The 24,893-nt window shown below is 69.5% G+C and carries 27 protein-coding genes and 1 pseudogene; 20 read left to right on the top strand and 8 right to left on the bottom strand.

The features are described from left to right. A partial coding sequence (locus ACOMG5_RS08875; RefSeq protein WP_420343439.1) for a pseudouridine synthase occupies positions 1–1,145 on the bottom strand: 1,145 nt, incomplete at its 3' end. Between the two features lie 108 nt (positions 1,146–1,253). Here ACOMG5_RS08875 and ACOMG5_RS08870 point away from each other — a divergent pair. Next, positions 1,254–1,709 carry a nucleoside deaminase gene (locus tag ACOMG5_RS08870; protein WP_420343438.1) on the top strand — a complete coding sequence of 152 codons (456 nt, stop codon included), beginning with the start codon at positions 1,254–1,256 and terminating at the stop codon, positions 1,707–1,709. Beyond that, positions 1,709–2,065, top strand: coding sequence for an LEPR-XLL domain-containing protein (locus ACOMG5_RS08865; protein WP_420343437.1), 357 nt, complete (start codon positions 1,709–1,711; stop codon positions 2,063–2,065). Before ACOMG5_RS08870 ends, ACOMG5_RS08865 begins: the two co-directional genes overlap by 1 nt. 14 nt (positions 2,066–2,079) lie before the next feature. On the opposite strand, the gene ACOMG5_RS08860 is transcribed toward ACOMG5_RS08865, so the two are convergent. Continuing rightward, positions 2,080–2,772, bottom strand: a complete 693-nt coding sequence (locus ACOMG5_RS08860) for a metal-dependent hydrolase (RefSeq protein ID WP_420343436.1) — start codon at positions 2,770–2,772, stop codon at positions 2,080–2,082. Positions 2,773–2,931: 159 nt separating this feature from the next. Between ACOMG5_RS08860 and gatC the strand changes: the two genes are divergently transcribed. The 6 genes from gatC (at position 2,932) to ACOMG5_RS08830 (ending at position 6,713) form a co-directional block, all read left to right on the top strand. Next, on the top strand, positions 2,932–3,219 hold the full coding sequence (gatC, locus tag ACOMG5_RS08855; protein WP_420343435.1) for an Asp-tRNA(Asn)/Glu-tRNA(Gln) amidotransferase subunit GatC: 288 nt from the start codon (positions 2,932–2,934) through the stop codon (positions 3,217–3,219). Continuing rightward, complete coding sequence (gene gatA / locus ACOMG5_RS08850) at positions 3,216–4,694, top strand: Asp-tRNA(Asn)/Glu-tRNA(Gln) amidotransferase subunit GatA (protein WP_420343434.1); 1,479 nt, start codon at positions 3,216–3,218, stop codon at positions 4,692–4,694. The genes gatC and gatA overlap by 4 nt, the downstream gene beginning before the upstream one ends. An 11-nt stretch (positions 4,695–4,705) precedes the next feature. Beyond that, complete coding sequence (locus ACOMG5_RS08845; protein ID WP_420343433.1) at positions 4,706–4,978, top strand: hypothetical protein; 273 nt, start codon at positions 4,706–4,708, stop codon at positions 4,976–4,978. Beyond that, positions 4,975–5,673 (top strand): N-acetylmuramoyl-L-alanine amidase, encoded by a 699-nt coding sequence (locus ACOMG5_RS08840; protein WP_420343432.1) that lies wholly within the window; start codon positions 4,975–4,977, stop codon positions 5,671–5,673. Before ACOMG5_RS08845 ends, ACOMG5_RS08840 begins: the two co-directional genes overlap by 4 nt. A 62-nt stretch (positions 5,674–5,735) precedes the next feature. Then, a complete protein-coding gene (locus tag ACOMG5_RS08835; RefSeq protein WP_420343431.1) occupies positions 5,736–6,320 on the top strand; it encodes a CAP domain-containing protein in 585 nt (194 codons plus the stop codon). 66 nt (positions 6,321–6,386) lie between these two features. Then, positions 6,387–6,713, top strand: a complete 327-nt coding sequence (locus ACOMG5_RS08830; protein ID WP_420343430.1) for a YnfA family protein — start codon at positions 6,387–6,389, stop codon at positions 6,711–6,713. Between the two features lie 3 nt (positions 6,714–6,716). Here the strand turns inward: ACOMG5_RS08830 and ACOMG5_RS08825 are convergent, their stop codons facing one another. From ACOMG5_RS08825 to ACOMG5_RS08815, 3 genes are all read right to left on the bottom strand, one after another. Beyond that, positions 6,717–7,160, bottom strand: coding sequence for a thioredoxin domain-containing protein (locus ACOMG5_RS08825; protein ID WP_420343429.1), 444 nt, complete (start codon positions 7,158–7,160; stop codon positions 6,717–6,719). A gap of 66 nt (positions 7,161–7,226) precedes the next feature. Next, positions 7,227–7,706: a GbsR/MarR family transcriptional regulator gene (locus ACOMG5_RS08820; protein ID WP_420343428.1), complete on the bottom strand. Its 480-nt coding sequence runs from the start codon at positions 7,704–7,706 to the stop codon at positions 7,227–7,229. A 59-nt stretch (positions 7,707–7,765) separates the two neighbouring features. Further along, a complete protein-coding gene (locus ACOMG5_RS08815; RefSeq protein WP_420343427.1) occupies positions 7,766–8,710 on the bottom strand; it encodes a zinc ABC transporter substrate-binding protein in 945 nt (314 codons plus the stop codon). A gap of 83 nt (positions 8,711–8,793) precedes the next feature. Between ACOMG5_RS08815 and ACOMG5_RS08810 the strand changes: the two genes are divergently transcribed. The 3 genes from ACOMG5_RS08810 to ACOMG5_RS08800 are packed head-to-tail and all read left to right on the top strand — an operon-like array spanning position 8,794 to position 10,839. Then, positions 8,794–9,285 carry a Fur family transcriptional regulator gene (locus tag ACOMG5_RS08810; RefSeq protein ID WP_420343426.1) on the top strand — a complete coding sequence of 164 codons (492 nt, stop codon included), beginning with the start codon at positions 8,794–8,796 and terminating at the stop codon, positions 9,283–9,285. Then, positions 9,282–10,064, top strand: a complete 783-nt coding sequence (locus tag ACOMG5_RS08805; RefSeq protein WP_420343425.1) for a metal ABC transporter ATP-binding protein — start codon at positions 9,282–9,284, stop codon at positions 10,062–10,064. Before ACOMG5_RS08810 ends, ACOMG5_RS08805 begins: the two co-directional genes overlap by 4 nt. After that, positions 10,057–10,839, top strand: a complete 783-nt coding sequence (locus tag ACOMG5_RS08800) for a metal ABC transporter permease (RefSeq protein ID WP_420343424.1) — start codon at positions 10,057–10,059, stop codon at positions 10,837–10,839. Before ACOMG5_RS08805 ends, ACOMG5_RS08800 begins: the two co-directional genes overlap by 8 nt. On the opposite strand, the gene hrpB is transcribed toward ACOMG5_RS08800, so the two are convergent. Next, a complete protein-coding gene (gene hrpB / locus ACOMG5_RS08795; RefSeq protein WP_420343423.1) occupies positions 10,836–13,232 on the bottom strand; it encodes an ATP-dependent helicase HrpB in 2,397 nt (798 codons plus the stop codon). The two genes, ACOMG5_RS08800 and hrpB, sit on opposite strands and share 4 nt — an antisense overlap. 6 nt (positions 13,233–13,238) lie before the next feature. Further along, entirely contained in the window at positions 13,239–13,961 is a 723-nt protein-coding gene (locus tag ACOMG5_RS08790) for a DUF3108 domain-containing protein (RefSeq protein ID WP_420343422.1), read from the bottom strand. Between the two features lie 124 nt (positions 13,962–14,085). Here ACOMG5_RS08790 and meaB point away from each other — a divergent pair, with 124 nt between their 5' ends. The 4 genes from meaB (at position 14,086) to ACOMG5_RS08770 (ending at position 18,582) form a co-directional block, all read left to right on the top strand. Further along, positions 14,086–15,090, top strand: a complete 1,005-nt coding sequence (gene meaB / locus ACOMG5_RS08785; protein WP_420343421.1) for a methylmalonyl Co-A mutase-associated GTPase MeaB — start codon at positions 14,086–14,088, stop codon at positions 15,088–15,090. 107 nt (positions 15,091–15,197) lie between these two features. Next, positions 15,198–15,848, top strand: coding sequence for a protein-L-isoaspartate O-methyltransferase family protein (locus ACOMG5_RS08780; protein WP_420343420.1), 651 nt, complete (start codon positions 15,198–15,200; stop codon positions 15,846–15,848). A 104-nt stretch (positions 15,849–15,952) separates the two neighbouring features. Then, on the top strand, positions 15,953–17,326 hold the full coding sequence (locus tag ACOMG5_RS08775) for a TolC family outer membrane protein (RefSeq protein ID WP_420343419.1): 1,374 nt from the start codon (positions 15,953–15,955) through the stop codon (positions 17,324–17,326). A 119-nt stretch (positions 17,327–17,445) separates the two neighbouring features. Beyond that, on the top strand, positions 17,446–18,582 hold the full coding sequence (locus ACOMG5_RS08770) for a hypothetical protein (protein ID WP_420343418.1): 1,137 nt from the start codon (positions 17,446–17,448) through the stop codon (positions 18,580–18,582). A 364-nt stretch (positions 18,583–18,946) separates the two neighbouring features. On the opposite strand, the gene ACOMG5_RS08765 is transcribed toward ACOMG5_RS08770, so the two are convergent. Continuing rightward, on the bottom strand, positions 18,947–20,464 hold the full coding sequence (locus ACOMG5_RS08765; RefSeq protein WP_420343417.1) for a YifB family Mg chelatase-like AAA ATPase: 1,518 nt from the start codon (positions 20,462–20,464) through the stop codon (positions 18,947–18,949). A 223-nt stretch (positions 20,465–20,687) separates the two neighbouring features. Here ACOMG5_RS08765 and ACOMG5_RS08760 point away from each other — a divergent pair, with 223 nt between their 5' ends. From ACOMG5_RS08760 to ACOMG5_RS08740, 5 genes and pseudogenes are all read left to right on the top strand, one after another. Beyond that, positions 20,688–21,566, top strand: a complete 879-nt coding sequence (locus tag ACOMG5_RS08760; protein WP_420343416.1) for an RNA polymerase factor sigma-32 — start codon at positions 20,688–20,690, stop codon at positions 21,564–21,566. A 2-nt stretch (positions 21,567–21,568) separates the two neighbouring features. Next, on the top strand, positions 21,569–22,369 hold the full coding sequence (locus ACOMG5_RS08755) for a ChaN family lipoprotein (RefSeq protein WP_420343415.1): 801 nt from the start codon (positions 21,569–21,571) through the stop codon (positions 22,367–22,369). Between the two features lie 50 nt (positions 22,370–22,419). Beyond that, positions 22,420–23,625 carry a bifunctional phosphopantothenoylcysteine decarboxylase/phosphopantothenate--cysteine ligase CoaBC gene (gene coaBC, locus ACOMG5_RS08750; protein ID WP_420343414.1) on the top strand — a complete coding sequence of 402 codons (1,206 nt, stop codon included), beginning with the start codon at positions 22,420–22,422 and terminating at the stop codon, positions 23,623–23,625. Continuing rightward, on the top strand, positions 23,622–24,095 hold the full coding sequence (gene dut / locus ACOMG5_RS08745) for a dUTP diphosphatase (RefSeq protein ID WP_420343413.1): 474 nt from the start codon (positions 23,622–23,624) through the stop codon (positions 24,093–24,095). The genes coaBC and dut overlap by 4 nt, the downstream gene beginning before the upstream one ends. Beyond that, positions 24,038–24,841, top strand: a pseudogene (locus ACOMG5_RS08740) (HesA/MoeB/ThiF family protein); the annotation flags it as partial. The gene dut and the pseudogene ACOMG5_RS08740, both read left to right, overlap by 58 nt. Positions 24,842–24,893 lie beyond the last annotated feature (52 nt).

The raw sequence follows: 24,893 nt of genomic DNA, 5'->3' as shown, positions 1-24,893 counted from the left end.
CGTTCGCCGTCGCGCTTCTCATAGGGCTTCTTGCCGAAGGGCCGGTCGCCCTCGCGTTTCTCGAAGGAACGGCCCGCCGGGCGCTCCCCGTCGCGCTTGTCGAAGGAGCGGCCCGCCGGGCGGTCGCCCTCGCGCTTCTCATAGGGCTTCCGGTCGAAGGACCGTTCGCCATCCCGCGCCTCGAACGGCTTCTTGCCGAACGGGCGCCCCTCGGGCCGCGCGTCTTCGTCGCGATGCGAGCGGAAACCGGCGGCGCGCGCCGGGCGCGCGCCGTCTTCCGCGAAATCGCGCTGCCGGCCGAAGCCTTTGCGGGGGCCGTCCTCTTCGGGGCGCGGGCCGCGCGCGGGCCGGACCGGGCGCTTCGCGAGCTCCGAGCGCGCCGGGCGGCCGTCTTCGATGCCACTCAGCAGCCGGTCGCCCAGCTGATCGCGCAGCACCTTGCGCTTCACCTCGGTCACATCGCCCGGCTGCATCTCGTTCAGCCGGAACGGGCCGTAGCTGACGCGGATCAGCCGGTTTACGGTCAGGTTGATCGCGTTCATCGCGCGGCGGATCTCGCGGTTCTTGCCCTCGCGGATGCCCACCGTCAGCCAGGCATTGGCGCCCTGCTGGCGGTCCAGCGTGACTTCCATCGGCTGGAAATCCTCGCCGTCGATGGTGATCCCCTCGCGCAGCGGGTTGAAGGTGTCGTTGCTGGGCCGGCCGTTCACCCGCACGCGATACTTGCGCAGCCAGGCGGTTTCCGGATGCTCCAGCCGCCGCTTCAGCCCGCCGTCGTTGGTGAGCAGCAGCAGCCCCTCGGAATTCAGGTCGAGCCGTCCGACATTCAGCACCCGCGGCATGCCCTCGGGCATTTCATCGAAGATCGTGCGGCGGCCCTGGTCGTCCTTCTCGGTCGTCACCAGGCCGAGCGGCTTGTAATAGAGCCAGAGCCGGGTTTCCTGGGGCGCGTCGATCGGCTTGCCGTCGATGGTCACCTTGTCCTTCGGCAGCACGTCCAGCGCGGGGGTGTCGATGGTCTTGCCGTTCACCGCCACGCGGCCTTCGAGGATCATCTTCTCGGCATCGCGGCGCGAGGCCACGCCGGAGCGGGCGATGATCTTGGCAACGCGTTCGGGGCCGCTGTGCACGGGGGTGTCGGTCATAATCATGGTCCTTCTGGGGGATGGGGCGCGCGGTCTTCGCGGGCAAGGCGCCCTGATACACCCGAATCCCCGCGTTGCAAAGCGCGATGAATGCGGCGATGAAGAGCCATGACATTCACCTCCTACATGGATCAGGCGCTGGACGAGGCGCGGGCGGCGGCGGCGCGCGGCGAAGTCCCGGTGGGGGCGGTGGTGGTGGCGCCGGGCGGGCGGGTGGTGGCGCGCGCGGGCAACCGCACCCGCGAGCTTTCGGACCCGACGGCGCATGCCGAGATCCTGGCGCTGCGGGCGGCCTGCACTGCGGCGGGCAGCGAGCGGCTGCCGGGGCACGATCTCTATGTGACGCTGGAGCCGTGCCCGATGTGCGCAGCGGCCCTCTCGCAGGCGCGGATCGCGCGGATCTATTATGGGGCGGCCGATCCAAAATCGGGCGGCGTGGCGCAGGGGCCGCGGGTGTTCAGCCATCCGCAGTGCCATCATGTGCCAGAGGTCTATGACGGGATCGGGGCGCGGGCGGCGGAGGAGCTGCTGAAGGCCTTTTTTGCCGGGCTGAGGAGAGAGTGATGGAGGCTGTCTGCGTGGTGCTGCATGTGGATGCGCTCGAGCCGCGGCTGCTGCTGATGGCGCTGCACAATGCGGCCAACCTGCGCAAGCACTATGCCGAGACGCCGGTGGAGATCGAGATCGTGGTCAATGGCCCCGGGGTGCGGCTTCTTCGCGACGAGCCCGGGCCGCTGCGCGACCGTATCGCGGGCGGGGTGCCGCCGGTGCGCATCGTGGCCTGCGCCAATACCCTGCGGGTGATGGCGGAGGAGGAGGGGCAACCTCCCGCGCTGATCCCCGAGGTGGGCGTGGTGCCCTCGGGGATCGTGCGGCTCGTGGAGCTGCAGCGCGCGGGCTATGCCTATGTGAAGCCCTAGCAGGCGCGGGCCCGTCAGAGCTCGATCGGCACCAGCACTTCGGGCTCGATCACCTCCACGCCGGGCAGGCTCTCGGCCAGAAGCTGCGCGCTCTGCTCGAGCAGCGGGAAGGTGCGGTAGTGGCAGGGGATCACCGTGCGGAAATCGAAATACTTGCGCGCGGCGAAGGCTGCGGCCTTCATGTCCATGGTGAAATAGCCGCCCGCGCAGAGGATGCCGATGGTCGGGCGATGGTATTCGCCCATCCAGGCCATGTCGGCCATGATCGTGGTGTCGCCCGACAGGTAGATCACCTGATCCTCGCCCGCGATCATGTAGCCCGCCTCGCTGCCCGCATAGATCGGCCCGTCCTTGCCGACGAGGGAGGAGGAGTGGCTGGCCGGCACCATCGTCACCTTCGCCCCGCCGAGATCCACCGTGCCGCCCTTGTTGAAGCCGATGGCCTCGATGCCCTCCGCCTGCTGCCAGAAGGTGACGAGGTCGTACATGCCGACGACGGGGATGTTCAGCTCCCTGGCCAGCGCCAGCGCATCGGCGGCATGGTCGCCATGGCCATGGGTGAGCAGGATATGCGTGGCCCCGGCGATGGCCTCCGCGCGGCGGTCGGCCGGGAACACCGGATTGCCGCTCATCCAGGGGTCGATCAGGATCACCGCGTTTTCGATGTCCAGGCGGAAGCCGGAATGGCCGAGCCAGCTGAGTTTCATGGCATGTCTCCTTCGGATTCGGCTCCCACAGTAGCGCGGCAGGCGCCCGCGGCAAGGCGGAGCGGCGTTTCGCGGCCCCGGCTGCGCGCCCGGGGGCAAGCGCGCTTGCAGCGCCGGGCCATGGGCGTTAAACCGCGTGCGAGACAATCGGAGAGTTTCATGTCCATCGACATCGACACCGCCCGCAAGGTGGCGCATCTCGCGCGTATCAGGGTTGCCGAGCAGGATCTGCCGAAGCTGGCGGACCAGCTTTCGGGCATCCTCACCTTCATGGAACAGCTGAACGAAGTCGACGTGGACGGGGTGGAGCCGATGACCTCGGTCACGCCGATGCGGCTGAAGCGGCGCGAAGATGTGGTGACCGATGGCGGCTATCCCGAGAAGGTGCTGTCGAACGCTCCGGACGCCCGCGAGGGCTTCTTTGCCGTGCCGAAGGTGGTCGAATGAGCCTGAATACCCTGACGATTGCCGAGGCCCGCGACGCGCTGCGCAAGGGCGATGTGACCTCGGTCGAGATCACCGAGAGCTGCCTTGCCGCCATCGACGCGGCCGGTGCGCTGAACGCGTATTGCGCGAAAACGCCCGAGATCGCGCGCGCGCAGGCTGCGGCCGCCGATGCGCGGATCAAGGCGGGCGATGCGCCCGCGATGTGCGGCATCCCCCTCGGCATCAAGGATCTGTTCTGCACGAAGGGCGTGGCCACCCAGGCCGCCTCGCGCATTCTCGAGGGCTTCCGGCCGGAATACGAATCCACCGTGACGCAGAACCTGTGGGACGCGGGCGCGGTGATGCTGGGCAAGCTCAGCATGGATGAATTCGCCATGGGCTCTTCGAACGAGAGCGCCTGCTATGGCCCGGTGGTGAACCCCTGGAAGGTGGATGAGCGCGCGCTGACCCCGGGTGGCTCTTCGGGCGGCTCGGCGGCGGCGGTGGCGGCGGATCTGTGCCTCGCCGCGACCGGCACCGATACCGGCGGCTCCATCCGCCAGCCCGCGGCCTTCACCGGCATCGTCGGCATCAAGCCGACCTATGGCCGCGTCAGCCGCTGGGGCGTGGTGGCCTTCGCCTCCTCGCTCGATCAGGCCGGGCCGATGACCAAGACCGTGCGCGATGCGGCGATCATGCTGCAGGCGATGGCCTCGGTCGATCCGAAGGATTCGACCTCGGCCGACATTCCGGTGCCGGATTTCGAGGCCGCGCTGAGCGGCGATATCCGCGGCAAGAAGATCGGCATTCCGAAGGAATACCGCATCGACGGCATGCCCGCCGAAATCGCGAAGCTCTGGGACGACGGCGCCGCCATGCTGCGCGATGCCGGCGCGGAGATCGTGGAGATCTCGCTGCCGCATACGAAATACGCGCTGCCCGCCTATTATGTGATCGCGCCGGCGGAGGCCTCCTCGAACCTCGCGCGCTATGACGGGGTGCGCTACGGCCACCGCGCGAAGCTCGGCGCGGGCGACGGTATCGTCGACATGTATGAAAAGACCCGCGCGGAGGGCTTCGGCCCCGAGGTGCAGCGGCGGATCATGGTCGGGACCTATGTGCTCTCGGCCGGGTTCTATGACGCCTATTACAACCGCGCCCGGCGCGTGCGCGCGCTGATCAAGCGCGATTTCGACACGGTTTTCGCCGCGGGCATCGATGCGATCCTGACGCCTGCGACGCCGTCCTCGGCCTTCGGGCTCGGCGAGATGGCGGATGCCTCGCCGGTGGAAATGTATCTCAACGACGTGTTCACGGTGACGGTCAACCTGGCCGGGCTGCCGGGGGTTTCGGTGCCGGTCGGGCTCGATGCCAAGGGCCTGCCGCTCGGGCTGCAGCTGATCGGCAAGCCTTGGGGCGAGGGCGAACTGCTGAACCAGGCGCTGGTCCTCGAGCGGGCGGCCGGGTTCGCGCACAAACCGTCCAGATGGTGGTAAGGGGGGCGGCTATGCCGAAGGTTTCGCTTCTGGTCCTGATCGCGCTCGCCCTGGCCGGGTGCAACCAGTCCGACCGGGAAACCCGCGCGGGCGGCTATGCGAGCTATGGCGAATATCTGAAGGCGCATTCGCAGGGCCAGGTCACCCCGGCCCCGCAGGCCCCGGTGATGACCGAGAACGGCGCCTATGGCGCCGATGCCACGGCGGGGGCGGCGGAGGCCCCCTCGGGGACGATCGGGGCCGATACGCTGGCCGTGCTGAAGGCCACGGCGCCGACGCAATGACGCGCGCGGCGGGCGCGGCGCCTGCCTCGCCGAATTTCGGCCCGCGCCGGGATGGCGCGCGGCCGGAGCTCATCGTGCTGCATTACACCGGGATGGACAGCTGTGCCGCCGCGCGCGCAAGGCTTTGCGATCCGGCGGCGGAGGTTTCCTGCCACTGGCTGATCGCCGAGGATGGCGGCGTGGAGGCGCTGGTGCCCGAGGAGATGCGCGCCTGGCATGCCGGGGCGGGCAGCTGGCGCGGGCAAGGCGATGTGAACTCGCGCTCCATCGGCATCGAGATCGCCAATCCCGGCGACCGCCCGTTCCCGGAGGCGCAGATGGCGGCGCTGGAGGCGCTGCTGGCGGGGGTGATGGCGCGCTGGTCGATCCCGGCCGAAGGGGTGATCGCGCATTCCGACATGGCGCCCGAGCGCAAGATCGACCCGGGGCCGCGGTTCGACTGGCATCGCCTTGCGCGGCAGGGGCTTTCCGTCTGGCCCGGGGAGGGCCCGGCGCCCGCGCCCGATGCGGCGGCATTTCGCGCATTGCTGCTTGCCTTCGGCTATCCGGATCTGCCGCTCGCGGCTATATTGCCGGCCTTCCGGATGCGATTCCGCCCCGGATTTGCCGGACCGCCCGATACGCGGGACATGGCGATTGCGGCGGATCTGGCGGCGCGGTTCGGTGAGGATGGCGGCGCCTGGCGCGCCGGGTGAGCATTTCCGTTCCGGTAATCTCTCGGCGCTAGGCTGCCGGCCGGACAGAAGGGGAGCGTGACATGATCGGAACTCCGATCCGCCTCGGGATCGTGGCGGCCGTACTTGCGGCCTGTGGGGCAGCGCATCCGCCGCCCGTCGCGACGCAGAGCACCAGCGCGCCCGCGCCGCGCCTGCCGGGGCGGGTCGTCTGGACGGATGGCCATGGCGATATTGCGGTCGCGGCCGCGGGGCAGGCCCATTGCCCCGCCGTGAGCCCCTCCGAGGCGCAGGTCGCGCTGGCGCAGACCAATGCCACCCGCGCGCAGCAGGGCCTTCCGCCGCTGGTGACGGATCCGACGCTGCAGCGCGTGGCCGAGCAGCACGCCTGCGACATGGCCAACCGGGGCGCGATGACGCATCTGGGCACCAAGACGACCGGGCCGATGGCGCGCGCGAAGCAGGAGGGCTACCGCCCCCGGATCATCGCCGAGAACATCGCCGCCGGGCGCTTCGGGCTGGATCGCACGCTGGCGGAATGGTCCGCCTCGCCGGGCCACCGCGCGAATATCATGATCGGGCAGATGCGCGAATTCGGCATCGGCTATGCCGTGGCCGCCGATGGCAAGACCATGTTCTGGACAGCGGTTTACGCCAATCCGCGGTAGCGCGGGCATTTGACGGGCGATGCGGGCCGTGCAACTGTCGCGGCGCGCCCGAGACCCCGAGGACCGATGCTGACATTCCCCCTCTTCGCTGCGGCCGCACTCGCGGAAATCGCGGGCTGCTTCGCGTTCTGGGCCTGGTGGCGGCTGGGGCGCAGCATGCTCTGGGTCGCGCCGGGGATGGTCTCGCTCGCGCTGTTTGGCTGGCTGCTGGCGCAAAGCCCCGCGGATCAGGCCGGGCGCTCCTATGCGGTTTATGGCGGTATCTATATTGCGGCCTCGCTGGGCTGGCTCTGGGCCATAGAAGGCCAGTCCCCGGACAGGTGGGACCTGCTCGGGGCCGCGCTCAGCCTGTGCGGCGCGGCACTGATCCTCTGGGGGCCCCGCGCGGCCTGACGCTCAGGCCGCGATCCCCAGCTTCCCGCGCGCGAAAGCCGCCAGATCCGCCGCGGAGCGCGCCCCCGCCGCCCGCGCCACTTCGCGGCCATGCGCGAACAGAATGAAGGCCGGGATCCCCTGGATCCGGTAGTGCTGCGCCGCCTCTGGATGGGCCTCGGTGTCGATCTTCGCCAGCCGGACCTGCGGCGCAAGCATGCCCGCCGCCGCCTGGAACTGCGGCGCCATCTGCCGGCACGGGCCGCACCATCCGGCCCAGAAATCCACCAAGAGCGGCAGGTCGTCCCGCGCCGCTTTGGCCAGTGTCGCGCTGTCGATCGCGCTGACGCGCCCGCTGATCAGCGCGGCGCCACAGACGCCGCATTTCGGCCCGGCCGTCAGCCGTTCCGCCGGGATCCGGTTCGCCTGCCCGCAGGCCAGGCAGGTCACACGCAGAGCCTCGCTCATCGTCTCCCCCATCGCTTGGTTCCCGCAGTGTATATTGGCGCGCCCCGATGGCGCTGCAAGACGGCTTCAGCCCTTCTTTTTCTTCTTTTTTTTCGGCTGCTCGACGGTCAGCAGCTGTTGCAGCTGGTCGGGCTCCAGCCGCGCGATCTGGGCCATCCAGTCCGACACCGCCTGCGCGACGGGGATCAGATCGGCGATTCGCGGATCGGCGCCGCTTTGCTGCGCCAGCCGCTCGCTCAGCGGGGCGAATTCGCGCCGCTGACGCTCCGCGATGACCTGCCGCAGCAGCACCCAAGGGTCCGGATCCGCGGTGAAGAAATCCTTGCGCGAGCCGGGGGTGCGGGCGGTGCGCACCAGCCCGAGGGCGCGGAGCTCCTTCACCGAGACCGAGACATTGGACCGCGACAGCCCGAGCTGGGCCACCAGGTCTTCGGCGGAGGGGGCCTGAGCGGCCCGCCAGATCGCGCCGAGGCATTGCGCCGCCGGCCTGCTGAGCCCGAGGAGGGGCGCCATGTCCGCCAGGACGAGGGGGAGGCTGAGCGTCATCGGGTCTCCTTCCGGCTGCACGCGTTAACCATGCGCAGCCGGACGGGGAGGTGCAAGTGTCAACCCTGGCTTAGACAATTCAGCATTGTATCGGCCATTCCCCGTATCATCTTCTGGTAGAGATCCGCCGAGAAGGTCAGCGTCGAGCCCTCCGGGTCGAGCGCCGCGCCGAGCTTGACCGGGGTTCCTTCGACCAGCCGCTGAATCGGGCGCGGGTCGTGGTTCGGCTCCGGGAAGGCGCAGACGACGGCATCGCGGGCGAGCTCCGCGCGCAGCTCGGCCAGATGCGCGGCGCCGGGGCTGGTCGCATCGCCCATCGACACCGCCCCCGCGAGCGTGAGCCCATAGTGCGAGACGAAATAGCCATAGGCCGCGTGGAAGACCACGAAGGGGCGGTCGCGCAGCGGGGCGAATTCGGCGGCGATGGCGCCGTCCAGCGCCGCGATCTGCGCATGCGCGGCAGTGGCATTCGCGGCATAGGTGGCGGCATGCTCCGGGTCGAGCGCGGAGAGCTGCTGGGCGATCGTGTCGAGCCAGAGCTCCGCATTGCCCGGGTCCAGCCAGGCATGCGGATCGAGGCCGCTGTGGTGATGCGCCTCGCCTTCGCCGGCGTGATCATGATCGTGGCCGTCGTGATCGTCGTCGTCGTCGTCCTCGGCGCCGGGGGCGAAGTCCTGCTGGTGGGTGCCGGGCACATGCAGCAGCGCTACCACTTTTCCGGGCGTCGCCGCGTCCAGCGCCCGATCGAGCCAGGGCGTCATTTCCGGCCCGACCCAGAGCAGCAGGTCCGCCGATTGCAGCGCCCGCGCCTGCGAGGGCTTCATCTGATAGCTGTGGGCATTCGCACCCTGCGGGAGCAGCACCTCGGGCGTGCCCAGCTCGCCCATCACCTGCGCCGCGAGGGACTGGATCGGGGCGATATCGGTCACCACGCGGGGCACTTCCGCAAGGGCCAGCGACGGCAGCCCCCACAGGGCAAGGGCGATCAGGGACTGCGCACGCATCGGCTACCTCTTTTGTCTTGTGGTCGTGCGGGTGCTTATTTATGTTATATCGTAACGCGTCAAGGAAAATGTGATAAAGTAACATGTCTCCGCCTGCCGACACGCCTCTGGCCTTCGAAAGCCACGATCACCACCATTGCGCCAGCGATACCCTCGCGCGCGCGGAGGCGGAGGCCGCGCGCCTCGGGCTGCGCATGACCCCGGTGCGCAAGCGCGTGCTGGAGATCCTACTGGAGGCGCATCGGGCGCTCGGCGCCTATGAAGTGCTCGACCGGCTTGCGGCCGAAGGCTATGGCAAGCAGCCGCCTGTCGCCTACCGCGCGCTCGAATTCCTGGTGGAGCATGGGCTTGCGCATCGGGTGCGGCGGCTGAACGCGTTTGCCGCCTGCATGCATCCCGGGGAGGCCCATGCGCCGGTGTTCCTGATCTGCCGCGGCTGCAATGCGGTGGCCGAAGCGCCCGGCGCGCCGGTGCGCGCGGCGCTGGAGGAAAGCGCGGCATCTCTAGGCTTCACCGTGGAGCGGGCCAGCATCGAGGCGCTCGGCCTGTGCCCCAAGTGCCGGGAGGCGGCATGACATCGCTCATCTCCGCGCGCGGGCTCACCGTCCGGCATGGCGATGCGACGGTGCTGTCCGGGGTCGATTTCGACATCGCCCCGGGCGAGATCGTGACCATCGTCGGGCCGAACGGCTCGGGCAAATCCACGCTGGTGCGGGCGCTGATCGGGCTCGAGCCCGCAGCCGCAGGCAGCGTCAACCGGCAGCCGGGGCTCTCCATCGGCTATGTGCCGCAGCGGCTGCATGTGGATGCGAGCCTGCCGATGACGGTGCGCCGGTTCCTGTCGCTGCCGCGCCGGGTGAAGGACGCCGAGGCGGAGGCGGCCCTGGCGCGCACCGGGGTGCCGGGCCTTGGCGGGCGGCAGATCACCGGCCTTTCGGGCGGGCAGTTCCAGCGGGTGCTGCTCGCGCGCGCGCTGCTGGTGCGGCCGCAGATCCTGATCCTGGACGAGCCGACGCAGGGCCTCGATCAGCCCGGCACCGCGGCCTTCTACCGGCTGACGGAGGCGGTGCGCGCCGAGACCGGCGCGGCGGTGCTGATGGTCAGCCACGACCTGCATGTGGTGATGGCCTCGTCGGACCGGGTCATCTGCCTGAATGGCCATGTCTGCTGTGCGGGCACGCCGCGGGTGGTCTCGGAGGCGCCGGAGTACCGCGCGCTGTTCGGGCTCGGCACCGGCGGCGCCTTCGCGCTCTATCAGCATATCCACGACCACGATCACGACCATGACGACGGGCACGGCCACGACCATGCCCATCCGCATGTCGCCCATCCGCACGAGCACCATCATGCTTGACGATTTCCTGACCCGCGCCGCCCTTGCGGGCGTGGGCCTGACCTTCGCTACCGGGCCGCTCGGCTCCTTCGTCGTGTGGCGGCGCATGGCCTATTTCGGCGATGCCACCGCGCATGCGGCGATCCTCGGGGTGGCGCTGGCGCTCGGGCTCGGGGTGCCGCTCTATGCGGGCACGCTGGCGGTTGCGCTGGCGATGGCGGTGCTGGTTGCGTGGCTCACCGGGCGCGGGCAGTCCTTCGATACGGTGCTGGGCGTGATCGCCCATGCTGCGCTGGCCTTCGGGCTGGTGGTGGCCTCGTTCATCTCGGGGCTGCGGGTCGATCTCTCGGCCTTCCTGTTCGGCGATATTCTGGCGGTGAGCCGCACCGATATCGCGGTGGTCTGGGGCGGTGCTGCGGTAGTGCTGGGGCTGCTTTTGTGGCGCTGGCAGGGCCTGCTCACCGCGACGGTGAACGAGGAGCTGGCGCAGGCCTCCGGGCTGAACCCGCGGTTCGAGCGGCTGGTGCTCACCGTGGCGCTGGCGCTTACCGTGGCGGTGGCGATCAAGATCGTCGGCGCGCTGCTGATCGCGGCGCTGCTGATCATTCCGGCGGCGGCGGCGCGGCGGGTGGCGCGGCTGCCCGAGACCATGGCCGCGGGTGCGGTGGCGGTGGGCGCGGTCTCGGTGCTGGCGGGGCTCTGGGCCTCGCTGCAATGGGATACGCCGGCGGGCCCCTCCATCGTGGCGGCGGCCGCGCTGATTTTTGCCGCGCTGCTGCCGGTGCGGCGGGCCTAGGTGCCGCGGGGCTTGGCCCGGGTGGTCGGGTCCGCCTCGCGCGGGTTCTCGGGCCAGGGGTGGCGCGGGTAGCGGCCGCGCATTTCCTTGCGCACCTCGGCGTAGGAGCCGTCCCAGAAGCCGGGGAGGTCCATCGTCACCTGAATGGGCTTCATCCCCGGGCTGAGGAGCGAAATCCGCAGCGGGTGGCGCTTCGGCCCGATGGTGGGGTGGGCGGTAACGCCATACATTTCCGGCAGTTTCACCTCGATCGAGGGCGCCTCGCCGGAATAGTCGATCGGGACGCGGCGGCCGAGCGGGGTCTCGAAATGGCTGGGCACGAGGCGGTCGAGCTCCGCCATCTGCGCCCAGTCCAGCTGCGCGCGCAGCGCCTCGGTCAGGTCGAGCCCGCGCAGATCGGCCTCGGTGCGCTTGCCGGTGAGGAAGGGCAGGAGCGCCTCCCCGGCCAGCAGGGCGGCATCCGAGAGATCCGGCATCTGGGCGCCATCGGCGCGCAGGATCTGCACCCGGGCGCGGAACCGCTGCGCCGCGGCGGTGAGGGGGAGGCCCAGCTGGCGCAGACCGTCCAGCGCGCCGCGCGCCAGGGCTTCGGGGGGCGCATCGGGCCAGTGCCGGTCCTCCAGCACCAGCGCGCCGAAGCATTCCTGCCGCCGGGCGATCACCCGGCCCTCGCGGCGCGACCATGCGCAGAGGTCGCGCCAGCCGATCTGCGGGCCATAAAGGCGGCGCAGCTCGGCATCGGCAAGCGCGATGCCCTGGCGGACGCGGGCCTCGCGCGGGTCGCCGTCGAGGTCGGTCGCGACGATCAGGCGGTTTTTGCCAAGGGCATCGCTGTCATCGACCACGGCGCCCTTGCCGCCCGAGAGCACATAGCGCGCGGCCTCACCCTTGCGGCGCAGGCCGATGCGGTCCGGGTAGGCCAGCGCTGCCATTTCGGCGAGGCTGTGCGGCCTGCCCGCGGGCGCGAGCCGGGCCAGGCGCGTGGCCTCCGCCCGGATCCGTTCTATCGTGCCACGGTGCGCATTTTCGAAGCGCGCAGGCTGCGCCACGGCGGCGATGCGCAACGACAGATCCGCCGGCGCGCCGCGCAGAGGGTCCCGCTCGGCGAGCGTGGCGGCCAGGGTGGCGGCTCCGGGCCCCGCCGTCACCAGCATATGCCCGAGGCGCGGATGCAACGGCAGCGCCGCCAGCGCCCGGCCATGCGCGGTGATCCGGCCTGCGCGGAGCGCGCCCAGCCCCTCCAGCAGCGCCTGCGCCTCGGCCAGAGCGGGCGCGGGCGGCGGGGTCAGGAAGGCGAGGTCCGACGCACCCCAGAGCGCGAGCTCCAGCGCGAGGCCGGACAGGTCCGCCACGGCGATTTCGGGCGGCGCGAAGGCCGGAAGCGCGCCTTCCTCGCCCTTGGTCCAGAGCCGGTAGCAGGTGCCCTCCGCCACGCGGCCGGCGCGGCCCCGGCGCTGCTCGGCCTCCGCGCGCGAGACGCGTTCGGTCACCAGCCGCGCCATGCCCGAGGCCGGATCGAAGCGCAGCCTGCGCGCGCGCCCGGCATCGACCACCACGCGGATATCCGGGATGGTGAGCGAGGTTTCGGCGATGGAGGTCGCGAGCACCACCTTGCGCCCGGGCGCGGGGCCGATGGCCGCGCGCTGCGCCGCGAAATCCATCGCGCCAAACAGCGGGCGCAGGGCCACGGGCAGATGGCGCAGCAGCGCCTCCACCCGGCGGATTTCGCCTTCGCCGGGCAGGAACACCAGCATGCCGCCCTCGGTCTCTGAAAGGGCCTGCTCGATCAGCTGCGCGATGGCGGGCTCCAGCCGCGGCCCGGCCGGGCGCGGCAGCCAGCGGGTCTCCACCGGAAACGCGCGGCCTTCGGAGATGATCACCGGCGCATCATCAAGGAGCGCCGCGACCGGCTCCGCATCCAGCGTGGCCGACATCACCACCACCTGCAGGTCGGGGCGCAGCGCGCCGCGCGCCTCCCAGACCAGCGCGAGGCCGAGATCGGCGTTCAGGCTGCGCTCGTGGAATTCGTCGAAGATCACGCAGCCGATGCCGGAGAGCTCCGGGTCGGACTGGATCATCCGGGTCAGGATGCCCTCGGTCACCACCTCGATCCGGGTCTCGCGCGAGACCTTCGCCTCGCCGCGGATCCGGTAGCCGACGGTCCGGCCCACGGGCTCGCCCAGCGTTTCGGCCATGCGCTCGGCAGCGGCGCGGGCGGCGAGGCGGCGCGGCTCCAGCATGACGATCCGGCCGGGCGTGCCGGGCAAGAGCGCCAGCGGCACCCGCGTCGTCTTGCCCGCGCCGGGCGGCGCCATCAGCACGGCGCGCCCCTCCGCGCCAATGGCGCGGATCAGCCCGGGCAGGGCGTCATCTATGGGAAGGCGGTCGCTCACGCGGCCTTATTGCCGCGTCAGGCGGCCTTTGCCAAGGATCGTATCGGTCTCGATCGACACCACCTGCAGCCGGGTGCCATCGGCGGTGGGCGCATAGGTCAGGGTGAAGGGGAACAGGCTCTTCTCCTTCATCTCCCGCTCGGAAAAGCCCGCGATGCGGCGGTATTCGCCCGCACAGGTGACGCCCGTGCCCGCCGGGCTGGGGCGGCTCAGCGACACCTGGGTGCGTTTGGAGCCGTCGTACATGAAGACGGAAAGCTTGCAGGCCTCGTCGCGGTCCACGTCGCGCAGCACGGCATAGAGCGCGGTCAGCGGGTCTATGGTGCCGCCCTGCTGGGCCGGGTCCACATCGGTCGGGCGCGGGCTGCGCGGCGGCACGCGGCTCACCGAAACCGGGGTGCCGCCCTTGTAGATCGTCACATACTGGAACCTGTCGGAGCCGCGCTGCGCGGTTTCATCGAAGCGCTGCGGGGTGAAGCGGCCGTTCGCATAGCTGCCGGTGACCGTGGCATCATAGCGCATCGTGCGCAGCGCGCCGAGCAGGCCCTTGGCCTCCATCACGCCATTGGCGCCATAGCTGTTGCTTTGGATCTTGCCGTTGATGCTCAGCTGCCCGGCGGTGAGGCCCTTCAGCGTGAAGGTGAAGACGATGCGGTCGGACTGGTCGGCGGCGGCGGGCAGGGCCAGCAGGGCGCTTGTCAGCAGGGCGCGGCAGAGGGTGCGGAGCATGCGGTTTCTCCGGTGTTCGGCGTTCGCACTGGACATATACCCTGCGAAGAGGGCATGAAACCCGAACAGTTGCAGTTTGCGATGACGGTTTCGTCACCATAGTCCGATCAGCGAAGGCCCGCCGATGAACGCCCCCTCTGCCCCCCGCGATTCCGTAGACGACCTGGCGCCGCGGATCCTGTCCGGCGAACGGCGGGCGCTGGCGCGGGCGATCACGCTGGTGGAATCGATCCGGGCCGATCACCGCGCGGCGGCCACGGCGCTTCTGGACCGGGTCGGGCAGGCGGGGCGGCAGGCGCTGCGGATCGGGCTTTCCGGCACGCCCGGGGTAGGCAAATCCACCTTCATCGAGAGCTTCGGGCTGATGCTCACCGGGCAGGGGCTGAAGGTCGCGGTGCTGGCGGTGGACCCGTCGTCCAGCCGCTCGGGCGGGTCTATCCTGGGCGACAAGACCCGGATGGAATTCCTCTCGCGCGATCCGAACGCCTTCATCCGGCCCTCGCCGAGCCAGACCCATCTGGGCGGCGTCGCGCGGCGCACGCGCGAGGCGGTGGCGCTGTGCGAGGCGGCGGGGTTCGATGTGATCCTGATCGAGACGGTTGGGGTGGGGCAGTCCGAGACGCTGGTGGCGGAAATGACCGACCTGTTCATCCTGCTGATGGCGCCCGCGGGCGGCGATGAGCTGCAGGGTGTGAAGCGCGGCATCATGGAGATGGCCGACATCATCCTGGTAAACAAGGCCGATGGCGACCTGAAGCCCGCGGCGATGCGTACCGTGGCGGATTATGCGGGCGCGCTGCGGCTTTTGCGCAAGCGCGCCTATGATCCGGAGGGCTTCCCGAAGGCGCTGCCGGTTTCGGCGGTGGAGCAGATGGGGCTGGAGAAGGCCTGGGCCGAGATGCAGGCGCTGGAAGGCTGGCGCCGCGAGAACGGATTTTTCGCGACCCGCCGGGCCGAGCAGGCGCGGCACTGGTTCGAGGCCGAGGTGCGGGAGGGGCTGCTGGCGCGGCTCGAGGCGGATCCGGAGATCCGCGCCCGGATGCGCGCGCTGGGGGCCTCTGTCGCGGGTGGGCAGGTGGCGGCTTCGGCCGCGGCGGCGGAGATGCTCGCGGCCCTCGCGCAGCCCTGAGCGCCTTCGTTCCGCGCTGCAACCCCTGCATGCATTGCGCTGTGTTGCCCCGTCCGGGTTTCTGTGGTAAGACTCGCGCAGGGACACCAGACCGAAGAGTTCAGAAAATGCAAGACTTCGCCACGCGCCGCACGTTGATGGTGGATACCCAGGTCCGGCCCAACGACGTAACCAAGTTCCCGATCATCGAAGCCATGCTGGCGATTCCGCGTGAGGATTATGTCCCGGCGGCGCTGCGCGAGGCATCCTATATCGGTGAGAACCTTGCGATCGCGCCGGGCCGGGTGATTCTGGAAGCACGCAATTTCGCCAAGATGCTGGATGCGCTGGATGTGCAGCCGACGGATCTGGTGCTCGATCTGGGCTGTGGCCTGGGCTATTCGGCGGCGGTGATCGCGCGGATGGCCGAGGCGGTGGTGGCCGTCGAGGAGGGCGATCTCGCCACGCTGGCGGAGGCCACGCTGGCGCAGGCGGGCGTGGACAACGTCGCGGTCGTTTCCGGAAAAATCAGCGACGGATCCGCCAAGCATGGCCCGTATGATGCGGTGATGGTCGAGGGCGCCGTCGAAACCCTGCCGCAGGCGATCCTGGATCAGCTGAAAGAGGGCGGGCGGATCGTCGCGATCTTCATGCAGGGCGCGCTCGGCACTGTGCGGATCGGTCGCAAGATCGACGGTGCGATGTCCTGGCGCGACGCCTTCAACGCGTCGGCTCCGGTTCTGCCGGGCTTTGCCGTGGCGCGTGCATTCACGCTCTGACGCGCTCCCGCGCGCGCCGGTGCCAGTTTGAGACAGATCCCGGTTCGCCGGGGCGCGCGGGGCCGCCGGAAGAAGCGGCCCGCGGAGAAACGCGAGGATCAGGCATGACGCGCATGTTCAGACAGCTTCTTCTGGCGTCGGTGGCGACGCTGGGCCTGACGGCCAGTGGCGCGGCGGTTTCGGCGGAGACATTCGCCGATGCGCTGGTCTCGGCCTATCGGACATCGAACCTGCTGAAGCAGAATCAGGCGACGCTGCGCGCGGCGGACGAAGATGTGGCGCAGGCTCTGGCGGCGCTGCGCCCCGTGCTGGGCTGGTCGGCCGGGTATAATTATTCCAACAGCGACCTGACCTCGAGCCGCGACCTGCAGACCGCTTCGGCGCAGCTGACGGCATCGATGACCCTGTTCGATTTCGGCCGCAACCGCCTCGCGGTCGAGGTAAAGAAAGAGGCCGTGCTCTCCACCCGCGAGACGCTGCGCAACGTCGAGCAGAGCGTGCTTCTGAGCGCGGTGCAGGCCTATACTTCGGTCAAGAGCGCCGCGGAGCAGGTTGCCATCAACCAGAATTCAGTCCGCGTCTATGGCGAGGACCTGAAGGCGACCCGTGACCGGTTCGAGGTTGGCGAGGTCACCAAGACCGACGTGTCGCAGGCAGAGGCCGCGGAAGCGGCGGCCCGGGCCGCGCTGGTGGCCGCGCAGGGCAATTACGAGATCGCGCGCGAGAATTACAAGGCTGCGGTCGGGCATTATCCGGTCGATCTGGCGCCGTTGCCGAAGGCGCCGAGCCTGCCCAAGAGTGTCGACGAGGCGCGCTCCGTCGCGCAGCGCAACCATCCGCTGATGAAGGCCGCCCAGCATTCGGTGACGATGTCCGAGCTGACGGTGAAATCGGCCGCGGCGCAGCGTCTGCCCGAGGTGTCTGCCTCGGCGGGATTCGGCAATTATGAGGGCGCCCGGCAGACGACCTCTGCGGGCATCAGCATGAGCCAGACGCTCTATTCCGGCGGGCAGCTGTCCTCGGTGCACCGTCAGGCGATCGCGAATCGTGATGCGGCCCGCTCGGCGCTGCAGCAGACCAGCGTCGAGCTGGCGAATACGGTGGCGCAGGCCTGGGCGCAGATCGACGTGTATCGCGCCCAGATCCGGGCCTATGACGAACAGATCTCCGCTGCGGAAATCGCTTATCAGGGCGTGCGCGAGGAGGCGTTGCTGGGCTCGCGCACGACGCTCGACGTTCTGGATGCGGAGCAGACCCTGCTGGATGCGCGCGCATCGCGGATCACGGCCGAAGCCGATCTGCAGGTAGGATATTATCAACTACTTTCCTCTATGGGTTTATTGACGGTAGAAGACCTCAAGCTCGGGATCCCCACCTACGACCCGGCTGCCTATTACAACGCGGTTCGCAACGCTCCCTATACGAGCGTTCAGGGCAAGAGCCTGGATCGTGTTCTGAAGGCCATCGGCCAGAACTGACGGACGGGTCGGTTGTGCCGGGGGCAGGGCGTTCGGCGGGGTGAACAGGGACGGATTTCCGGTATTTTCCGGGAGTCCCGAACAGGAGCGCGGGGTCGCGCGCAGGAGCTGGGAGCACCATGAAGGAAGCCGAATCCGATTTCGAAATCGAGGATGTCCTGTCGTCGATCCGGCGGCTCGTGTCGCAGGATGGCAGGGCGCCGCGCGTCCAGCGGGCCTCCTTCCGGCATTCGGCCTCCGCGCAGGACGACAATTGCCTCGTGCTGACACCGGCGCAGCGAATCGCACAGGCGCAGAAGCCCGTTGTCGTGGCGGCCGCCGCGCCGGAAGCGCCTGCTGCCGATATCGGCGAAGAGCTGGGCCGCCTGGAAAGCGCCATCTCGGAGATGGAGGCTGCGGCCGCGGAAGCCGAGATCGAACCGGCGGCTGAGCCCGAGGCGGCAGTTGCGGATTTCATCGCTCCGAAGCGGCCCGATGCCGTGCTGGCGGATGAGGCAGAACTCGATGTGGCAGAGGTCGACGAGAATGCGGAGGAGGTTCTGCCCTCGCTGACTGTCGATCTGCCGGAGTTCGATGTCGCGGAAGAGACGGTTCCTGTCTCCCAAGCTGCAGAAGATGTGGTCGCAGAGGAGGCAGCTCCTGAGCTGGCTGCTCCCGAGACGTTTGGCGCGATTCTGGCTATGGAAGTGGAGCGGTTCGCGCTGTCGGTCGCATCGGCGCGGCCTGCCGCGGATGCGCTGTTTGCCGGGTATGAAGTCGTCGGGCCTGTCGAAGTGGATCAGGCGGCCGAAGTGGATCAGGCGGCAGAAGAGCTGGCGGACTTGCCGGAGCCTGACGCGATGGAGACGATCGAGCCCGTCTCGGAGCCGGAAGATGCGGCGGCAGCTGTGGCGGTGGTCGTCGAGGCCGACATGGAAGTCGAGGATGTTGCAGAGAGTGCGGATGCTTCCGTGGCCGAGGATGTCGCGACGGAGTTGGAGCCCGACGAAACGCCTCAGGTGATCGAGCGTGTGGCTCCGCAGATCCTGCGGGCGGAATCGATCCGTTCGCCTCGGCTGCAGGTCGCGGAAGATGAGGATCCGCTGTTCGATGCGATCGCGGTGCCGGAATTCGATGAAGAGGCGCTGCGGATCATGGTTGCCCAGCTGATCCGCGAGGAGTTGCGCGGCGTTTTGGGTGAACGGATCACGCACAACGTGCGCAAACTTGTCCGGCGTGAGATCCAGCGGGCCTTGGCTGGGCACGAACTCGAATAGAATTGGCCGCGTCCTGCCAAACCTCGTGCCTGATTGACCGGCAGGAGGTTTGGCAGGAGCCCTTTAGGCCGTTTGAGCGCTAAGGCTGCGATGTGGGCGCGGTCCATCTATAGGCCGCATCCGCCTTTCCTGTCTCGGGAAGATGCAATCAGTCTGTCAAAGGCGGCGTTCTGTCGCCTATGGTCGCTGTGCGGGCCGACGCGATCAGATTTTGCGCCAAGGAGGCTCAGGGCAATGTCCTGGATGGGTGCGGCTATCCGAGGGGAGAGACGCAGATCGGGCAGGCAACAGACCCGACGGCGGCATCGGCCTTTGCACCAGTCCGCCTTAGCCGCCTCCCGGGGGATGCGGCCGCATCGGCGCTTCACCCGCGCGGCCGATCGAAAACGATACGGTAGCTGATCGCTTCGGCCAGATGCGGAGAACGCACGGCTTCCGATCCGTCCAGATCGGCAATCGTGCGTGCTGTGCGCAGGATCCGGTGATAGCCCCGCGTGCTGAAGCTGAACCTTTCGGCCGCGCGCAGCAGCAGCGCCTGCCCTTCGCCATCTGGCGTGGCGATTTCGTCGAGCAGGCGCCCCTCGGCCTCAGCATTCACGCGTACGTTCGGATGCGCCTGGAAGCGCCGTTCCTGAAGGGCGCGGGCGCAGGCCACGCGAGCGGCGACAGTAGCGGTCGATTCGCCCTCCGGCAGGCTGCGGTGCTCGCGCCAGTCGACGCCCGCCACCTCGATGCGCAGGTCGAACCGGTCCATCAGGGGGCCGGATATCTTGGCCATGTAATCGGCACCGCAAACCGGGACACGGGCGCAGGCGCGCGACGGATCGGTCATGTAGCCGCAACGGCAGGGATTGGCCGCCGCAACCAGCAGGAACCGGCACGGATAGCGCACATGGGCATTGGCGCGCGACACGGTGATCTCATCGCTTTCCAGCGCCTGCCGCAGGCTGTCGAGCACGTCGCGGGAAAATTCCGGGAATTCGTCCATGAACAGCACGCCATTATGAGCGAGGCTCACTTCGCCCGGCTGAGCCCGGCGGCCGCCGCCGATCAGGGCGGCGCGCGTCGCGGAGTGGTGGAGCGCGCGATAGGGCCGGCTGCGCGAAATGCCGCCTTCGGCGAGCAGGCCCGCCACCGAGCGCACCATGGAGGTTTCCAGCGCTTCGGCCGCGCTCAATTCGGGCAGCAGCGCGGGCAGGCGGCGCGCCAGCATCGTCTTGCCGGTCCCGGGCGGGCCAACCATCAGCATGTGATGGCGCCCTGCCGCGGCGATTTCGAGCACGCGCTTCGCCCGCTCCTGCCCCTTCACGTCGCGCAGGTCGCCGTGGGGCGGGGCTTCGGTCACGGCGCCGGGCTGCGCCGGGGTCAGCGGGCGTTCGGATGTGAGGTGTCGGATCGCATCGTTCAGGGTGGCCGGGGCATAGACCGTGGTCGCCCCGACCCAGGCCGCCTCGGCGCCGCAATCTTTGGGGCAGATCAGCGCGCGCGCGTCTTCGGCCGCGACCATCGCCGCCGGCAGCGCGCCGATCACCGGTTTGATCCGCCCATCCAGCGACAGTTCACCGAGCGACAGGACATCGTCGATCTCATCCGGGGGCAGGATCCCGATCGCCGAGAGAAGCGCCAGCGCGATCGGCAGGTCGAAATGCGGGCCCTCCTTCGGCAGGTCGGCAGGCGACAGGTTGATGGTGATCCGCTTCATCGGCAGCGCGATCGACAGCGCGCTCAGCGCGGCGCGCACCCGCTCGCGGGCTTCGCTGACGGCCTTGTCGGGCAGGCCGACGATGGAGAAGGACGGCAGGCCCGCGGCCAGAGCGCATTGCACCTCGATCCGCTTGGCCTCGACGCCCTCGAAGGCCACCGTGTAGGTCGTCGCCACCATTTCTGCCCCCGTCGCCACCGTTACAAAAGGGTTAACCGGGCTTGGTTGATGAAAGGTTAATCGCCGCGCCGCCCGCGAAATCCCCGGCGCGATCAAAAGATGTATTCATCACAAAACTTTATGTGAGGAACCAATCGTCATTGAGGACATTGATCCGCAGATAGGGCACACTGCGTATCAGAAGAGCGCGCCGACAATTGGGGGGGGAACCCGGGAGACGGCTATGGCACTCGATGGAATGACGGACGAGACTCTGCCGCGTCAGGCGATGCGGGCCGAGTATCTGGATGCGGAAACCGAAGCGGAGCTGGCGCGCGCCTGGAGGGACAGGCGCGACGAAGCCGCCCTGCACCGGCTGGTGACGGCCTATATGCGGCTCGCGGTGGCCATGGCCGCCAAATTCCGCCGCTACGGCGCGCCGATGAATGACCTGATTCAGGAGGCGTCGCTTGGCCTGATGAAGGCGGCCGACAAGTTCGACCCGGATCGCGGCGTGCGGTTCTCAACCTATGCCGTGTGGTGGATCAAGGCCTCGATTCAGGAATTCGTGATGCGCAACTGGTCCATGGTGCGCACCGGCTCTACCTCTTCTCAGAAGGCGTTGTTCTTCAACATGCGCCGGGTTCAGGCCCAGATCGAGCGCGAGGCCGAAGCGGAGGGTGTGTCGCTCGACGGGGCGCAGCTGCGCGAGCGGGTGGCGCAGACGATCGGCGTGCCGATGGCCGATGTGGAGATGATGGAGGGCCGCCTCGCGGGCAGCGATTTCTCCCTCAATGCCACCCAGTCGACCGACGAGGACGGCCGCGAATGGGTCGACATGCTGGAGGATGATGGCGCGGGCCCTGAGGAGCGCGTGGCCGAGGCCCATGACGGCGCCCGCGTGCGCGGCTGGCTCGCTGAGGCGATGTCGGGCCTTTCGGCGCGGGAGCGGTATATCGTCACCGAGCGGCGGCTGATCGAGGAGCCGCGCACGCTGGAGAGCCTCGGGGTGGAGCTGGGCCTCTCCAAGGAGCGGATCCGGCAGCTGGAGGCGCAGGCCTTCGGCAAGATGCGCAAGACGCTCGAAACCCATGGCGACGAGGTCTCCGGCTACTTCGCATGAGGATGGCGCTGCTCCTGCTTCTGGCGGCCGGGCCGGCCTGGGCCGGGGAGATCGCGGCCGATGCGCTGCCTGCGCGCGTGGCGGCGGATGCGCCGCAGGTGCTGGTTCTGGGCGAGATCCACGACAATCCGGCGCATCACCGCACGCAGGCGGCGGCCGTCGCGGCGCTGCGCCCGCGGGCGCTGGTGTTCGAGATGTTCGGCCCCGAAGAAGCCGCGCGGGTAACGCCCGCGATCATGACAGACCCTGCGGCTCTCGCGCTGGCCCTGGAATGGGAGGGCTCCGGCTGGCCGGATTTCGCGGATTATGCGCCGATTTTTGCCGCCGCCCCCGGCGCGCGCGTCTATGGCGCAGCTCTCCCGCGCGATCAGGTGCGCCGGGCGATGCGCGAGCCTGCCGCGCAGGTATTCGGGCCGGAGGCGGGCCGCTACGGGCTGGACCGGGCCTATCCGGCACAGCTTCAGGCGCGGCTGGAGGCCGAGGTGCAAGAGAGCCATTGCGGCGCGCTGCCGCCCGCGCTGCTGCCCGGCATGGTGGCCGCGCAGCGGCTGCGCGATGCAGCCTTCGCCGATACGGTGCTGCGGGCGCTGGATGAGACCGGCGGGCCGGTCGCGCTGATCACCGGATCGGGGCATGCGCGTGTGGATCTGGGCGTGCCGGCGCTGCTTCGCGCGGCGCGGCCCGGCCTGCGGCTCCTCTCGCTGGGCCAGACAGAGCCGCCCGCGGCCGCCGATCAGCCCTATGACCTCTGGGTCGTGGCGCCCGCGCCGCCGCGCGCCGACCCCTGCGCCGCGTTCCAATAGTTGCGCCGCCCGGCGCGGGGGCCTAAACCAGGGCAGGACGCGGAGGGCCAATGCTGGCGGCGAAACGGATTCTTCTGATAATCGGCGGCGGGATCGCAGCCTATAAATGCTGCGAGCTGATCCGCCACCTGCGCGGGCAGGGCGCGCAGGTGACGCCTGTGCTCACCCAGGCCGCGGCGCAATTCGTGACGCCGCTCACGATCTCTTCCCTCGCGGGGGAGGCGGCGCATACCGACCTGTTCGATCTGACCCATGAGGCCGAGATCGGCCATATCCAGCTCTCGCGCGCGGCCGATCTGGTCGTGGTGGCGCCCGCGACGGCGGATTTGATTGCGAAGATGGCGGGGGGGCTCGCGAATGACCTCGCCTCGACGCTGCTTCTCGCGACGGACAAGCGGGTCCTGCTGGCGCCTGCGATGAATGTGCGGATGTGGGAGCATCGGGCGACGCAGCGCAACATTTCCACGCTCAAGGCCGATGGCATCCTGTTTGTGGGCCCGAATGCGGGCGACATGGCCTGCGGCGAATACGGCCCGGGGCGGATGGCGGAGCCGCTGGAGATCCTCGCGGCGATCGGGCGCGCACTGGCGGAGGGGCCGCTGAAGGGGCGCCATGTGCTGGTGACTTCGGGCCCGACGCATGAGCCGATCGACCCGGTGCGCTATATTGCGAACCGCTCCTCGGGCGCGCAGGGCGCGGCGCTGGCGGCGGCGCTGCGCGACCTTGGCGCGCGCGTGAGCTTCATCACCGGCCCGGCCGAAGTACCGCCGCCGCAGGGCGTGCAGGTGATCCGCGTGGAAACCGCGCGCGAGATGGCGGAGGCGGTGCAGGCGGCGCTGCCCGCGGAGGCGGCGGTGTTTGCGGCGGCGGTGGCCGATTGGCGGGTGGCCAATGCCGCCGGGCAGAAGATGAAGAAGGACGGCTCCGGCCGGATGCCGGTGCTGGACTTCGCCGAGAACCCCGACATTCTCGCCAGCGTGTCGCGCATGGGCGCGGGGCGGCCGCGGCTGGTGGTGGGCTTTGCCGCCGAGACCGATGACGTGGAGCGCCATGCGACCGAGAAGCGCGCCCGCAAGGGCTGCGACTGGATCGTGGCGAATGACGTGAGCCCCGCCACCGGCATCATGGGCGGCACCGAGAACGCCGTGACCATCATCGACGCCGCGGGCGCCGAGCATTGGGCGCGCATGAGCAAATCCGAGGTTGCGCGCCGGCTGGCCGCGCGCATCGCCACCGCATTGGGAGACAAGGCATGACAGCACCCGTGATCCGCGTGTTGCAGGAAGATTGGGCCGACACGGCGGTTCCGCTGCCGCGCTATGAAACCACGGGGGCGGCCGGGGCCGATATTCGCGCGAACCTGCTTCCCGAAGACCGGGCGCAGGGCTTCACCCTCTATCCGATGCAGCGCGCGGTGATCCCGACGGGGCTGCGCGTGGAAATCCCCGAGGGCTTCGAGATGCAGATCCGGCCGCGCTCGGGGCTCGCGCTGAAGCACGGGATCAGCCTGCCCAACACCCCCGGCACCATCGACAGCGATTACCGCGGGCCGCTGGGCGTGCTGCTGATCAATTTCGGCCGCGAGCCCTATGTGATCCAGCACGGCGAGCGCATCGCCCAGGCGATCATCGCCCCGGTGGTGCAGGCCCTGTTCGAGATCACCGATGCGGCGCTTACGGAAACCGGGCGCGGCGCGGGCGGTTTCGGCTCCACCGGCCGGGAATGAGCCCCGAGGAGCTGGAGCGCTACGCCCGCCACATCCTGCTGCGCGAGATCGGCGGCGCGGGGCAGCAGAAGCTGCGCGCGGCGCGGGTGCTGGTGGTGGGGGCGGGGGGCCTCGGTGCGCCGGCGCTTTTGTATCTCGCGGCGGCCGGGGTCGGGCGGATCACGGTCCTGGATGATGACCGCGTGAGCCTTTCGAATCTGCAGCGGCAGGTGATTTTCCGCATGCAGGATATCGGGCGGCCGAAGGTGGAGGCCGCGCGCGATGCGCTGGCCGCGCTGAACCCGCAGGTGACGGTGGTGCCGGTGGCTGCGCGGCTGAGCCCGGCCAATGCGGGCATGGTCGCGGAGCATGACCTGATCCTCGACGGATCCGACAATTTCGAGACCCGGCATCTGGTGAACCGGGCCTGCGTGGCGGCGGGGCGGCCGCTGATTTCGGGCGCCATCGCGCAATGGGAGGGGCAGCTGAGCCTGTTCGACCCGGCCCGCGGCGCGCCCTGCCTCGCCTGCCTGTTCCCGGTGATCCCGGCCGAAGGGTTGGCGCCAAGCTGCGCCGAGGCCGGGGTGATGGGGGCGCTGCCGGGGATTGTGGGCGCGATGATGGCTGCGGAAGCGATCAAGGAGATCACCGGCGCGGGCGCCAGCCTGCGCGGCCGGCTGGTGATCCATGATGCGCTCTGGGCCGAAAGCCGCCAGATCGCGGTGCGGCGCGATCCGGCCTGCCCGGTTTGCGGCGCGATTGCGTGAGGGGGCTGGCATCCGGGCGGCGCGCATCCTAGCTTGACCGCAAAGGAGACCA

It is taken from the genome of Paenirhodobacter sp. (assembly GCF_041916475.1).
Lineage (GTDB): Bacteria > Pseudomonadota > Alphaproteobacteria > Rhodobacterales > Rhodobacteraceae > Rhodobacter.
Note: the sequence above shows the minus strand (reverse complement) of the source record. Positions and strands in the feature narration are given on the sequence as shown.

Excerpts from the sequence above, each read along its gene's own strand:
- ACOMG5_RS08870 (WP_420343438.1), top strand. The coding sequence starts at position 1,254 with ATGACATTCACCTCCTACATGGATCAGGCGCTGGACGAGGCGCGGGCG.
- ACOMG5_RS08820 (WP_420343428.1), bottom strand. The coding sequence starts at position 7,706 with ATGACGCTCAGCCTCCCCCTCGTCCTGGCGGACATGGCGCCCCTCCTC.
- ACOMG5_RS08800 (WP_420343424.1), top strand. The coding sequence starts at position 10,057 with ATGCTTGACGATTTCCTGACCCGCGCCGCCCTTGCGGGCGTGGGCCTG.
- ACOMG5_RS08835 (WP_420343431.1), top strand. The coding sequence starts at position 5,736 with ATGATCGGAACTCCGATCCGCCTCGGGATCGTGGCGGCCGTACTTGCG.
- ACOMG5_RS08760 (WP_420343416.1), top strand. The coding sequence starts at position 20,688 with ATGGCACTCGATGGAATGACGGACGAGACTCTGCCGCGTCAGGCGATG.
- ACOMG5_RS08790 (WP_420343422.1), bottom strand. The coding sequence starts at position 13,961 with ATGCTCCGCACCCTCTGCCGCGCCCTGCTGACAAGCGCCCTGCTGGCC.
- ACOMG5_RS08845 (WP_420343433.1), top strand. The coding sequence starts at position 4,706 with ATGCCGAAGGTTTCGCTTCTGGTCCTGATCGCGCTCGCCCTGGCCGGG.
- meaB (WP_420343421.1), top strand. The coding sequence starts at position 14,086 with ATGAACGCCCCCTCTGCCCCCCGCGATTCCGTAGACGACCTGGCGCCG.
- ACOMG5_RS08860 (WP_420343436.1), bottom strand. The coding sequence starts at position 2,772 with ATGAAACTCAGCTGGCTCGGCCATTCCGGCTTCCGCCTGGACATCGAA.
- ACOMG5_RS08775 (WP_420343419.1), top strand. The coding sequence starts at position 15,953 with ATGACGCGCATGTTCAGACAGCTTCTTCTGGCGTCGGTGGCGACGCTG.
- coaBC (WP_420343414.1), top strand. The coding sequence starts at position 22,420 with ATGCTGGCGGCGAAACGGATTCTTCTGATAATCGGCGGCGGGATCGCA.
- ACOMG5_RS08815 (WP_420343427.1), bottom strand. The coding sequence starts at position 8,710 with ATGCGTGCGCAGTCCCTGATCGCCCTTGCCCTGTGGGGGCTGCCGTCG.
- ACOMG5_RS08770 (WP_420343418.1), top strand. The coding sequence starts at position 17,446 with ATGAAGGAAGCCGAATCCGATTTCGAAATCGAGGATGTCCTGTCGTCG.
- ACOMG5_RS08810 (WP_420343426.1), top strand. The coding sequence starts at position 8,794 with ATGTCTCCGCCTGCCGACACGCCTCTGGCCTTCGAAAGCCACGATCAC.
- ACOMG5_RS08755 (WP_420343415.1), top strand. The coding sequence starts at position 21,569 with ATGGCGCTGCTCCTGCTTCTGGCGGCCGGGCCGGCCTGGGCCGGGGAG.
- ACOMG5_RS08865 (WP_420343437.1), top strand. The coding sequence starts at position 1,709 with ATGGAGGCTGTCTGCGTGGTGCTGCATGTGGATGCGCTCGAGCCGCGG.
- dut (WP_420343413.1), top strand. The coding sequence starts at position 23,622 with ATGACAGCACCCGTGATCCGCGTGTTGCAGGAAGATTGGGCCGACACG.
- ACOMG5_RS08840 (WP_420343432.1), top strand. The coding sequence starts at position 4,975 with ATGACGCGCGCGGCGGGCGCGGCGCCTGCCTCGCCGAATTTCGGCCCG.
- ACOMG5_RS08780 (WP_420343420.1), top strand. The coding sequence starts at position 15,198 with ATGCAAGACTTCGCCACGCGCCGCACGTTGATGGTGGATACCCAGGTC.
- gatC (WP_420343435.1), top strand. The coding sequence starts at position 2,932 with ATGTCCATCGACATCGACACCGCCCGCAAGGTGGCGCATCTCGCGCGT.
- ACOMG5_RS08765 (WP_420343417.1), bottom strand. The coding sequence starts at position 20,464 with ATGGTGGCGACGACCTACACGGTGGCCTTCGAGGGCGTCGAGGCCAAG.
- gatA (WP_420343434.1), top strand. The coding sequence starts at position 3,216 with ATGAGCCTGAATACCCTGACGATTGCCGAGGCCCGCGACGCGCTGCGC.
- ACOMG5_RS08830 (WP_420343430.1), top strand. The coding sequence starts at position 6,387 with ATGCTGACATTCCCCCTCTTCGCTGCGGCCGCACTCGCGGAAATCGCG.
- ACOMG5_RS08825 (WP_420343429.1), bottom strand. The coding sequence starts at position 7,160 with ATGAGCGAGGCTCTGCGTGTGACCTGCCTGGCCTGCGGGCAGGCGAAC.
- ACOMG5_RS08805 (WP_420343425.1), top strand. The coding sequence starts at position 9,282 with ATGACATCGCTCATCTCCGCGCGCGGGCTCACCGTCCGGCATGGCGAT.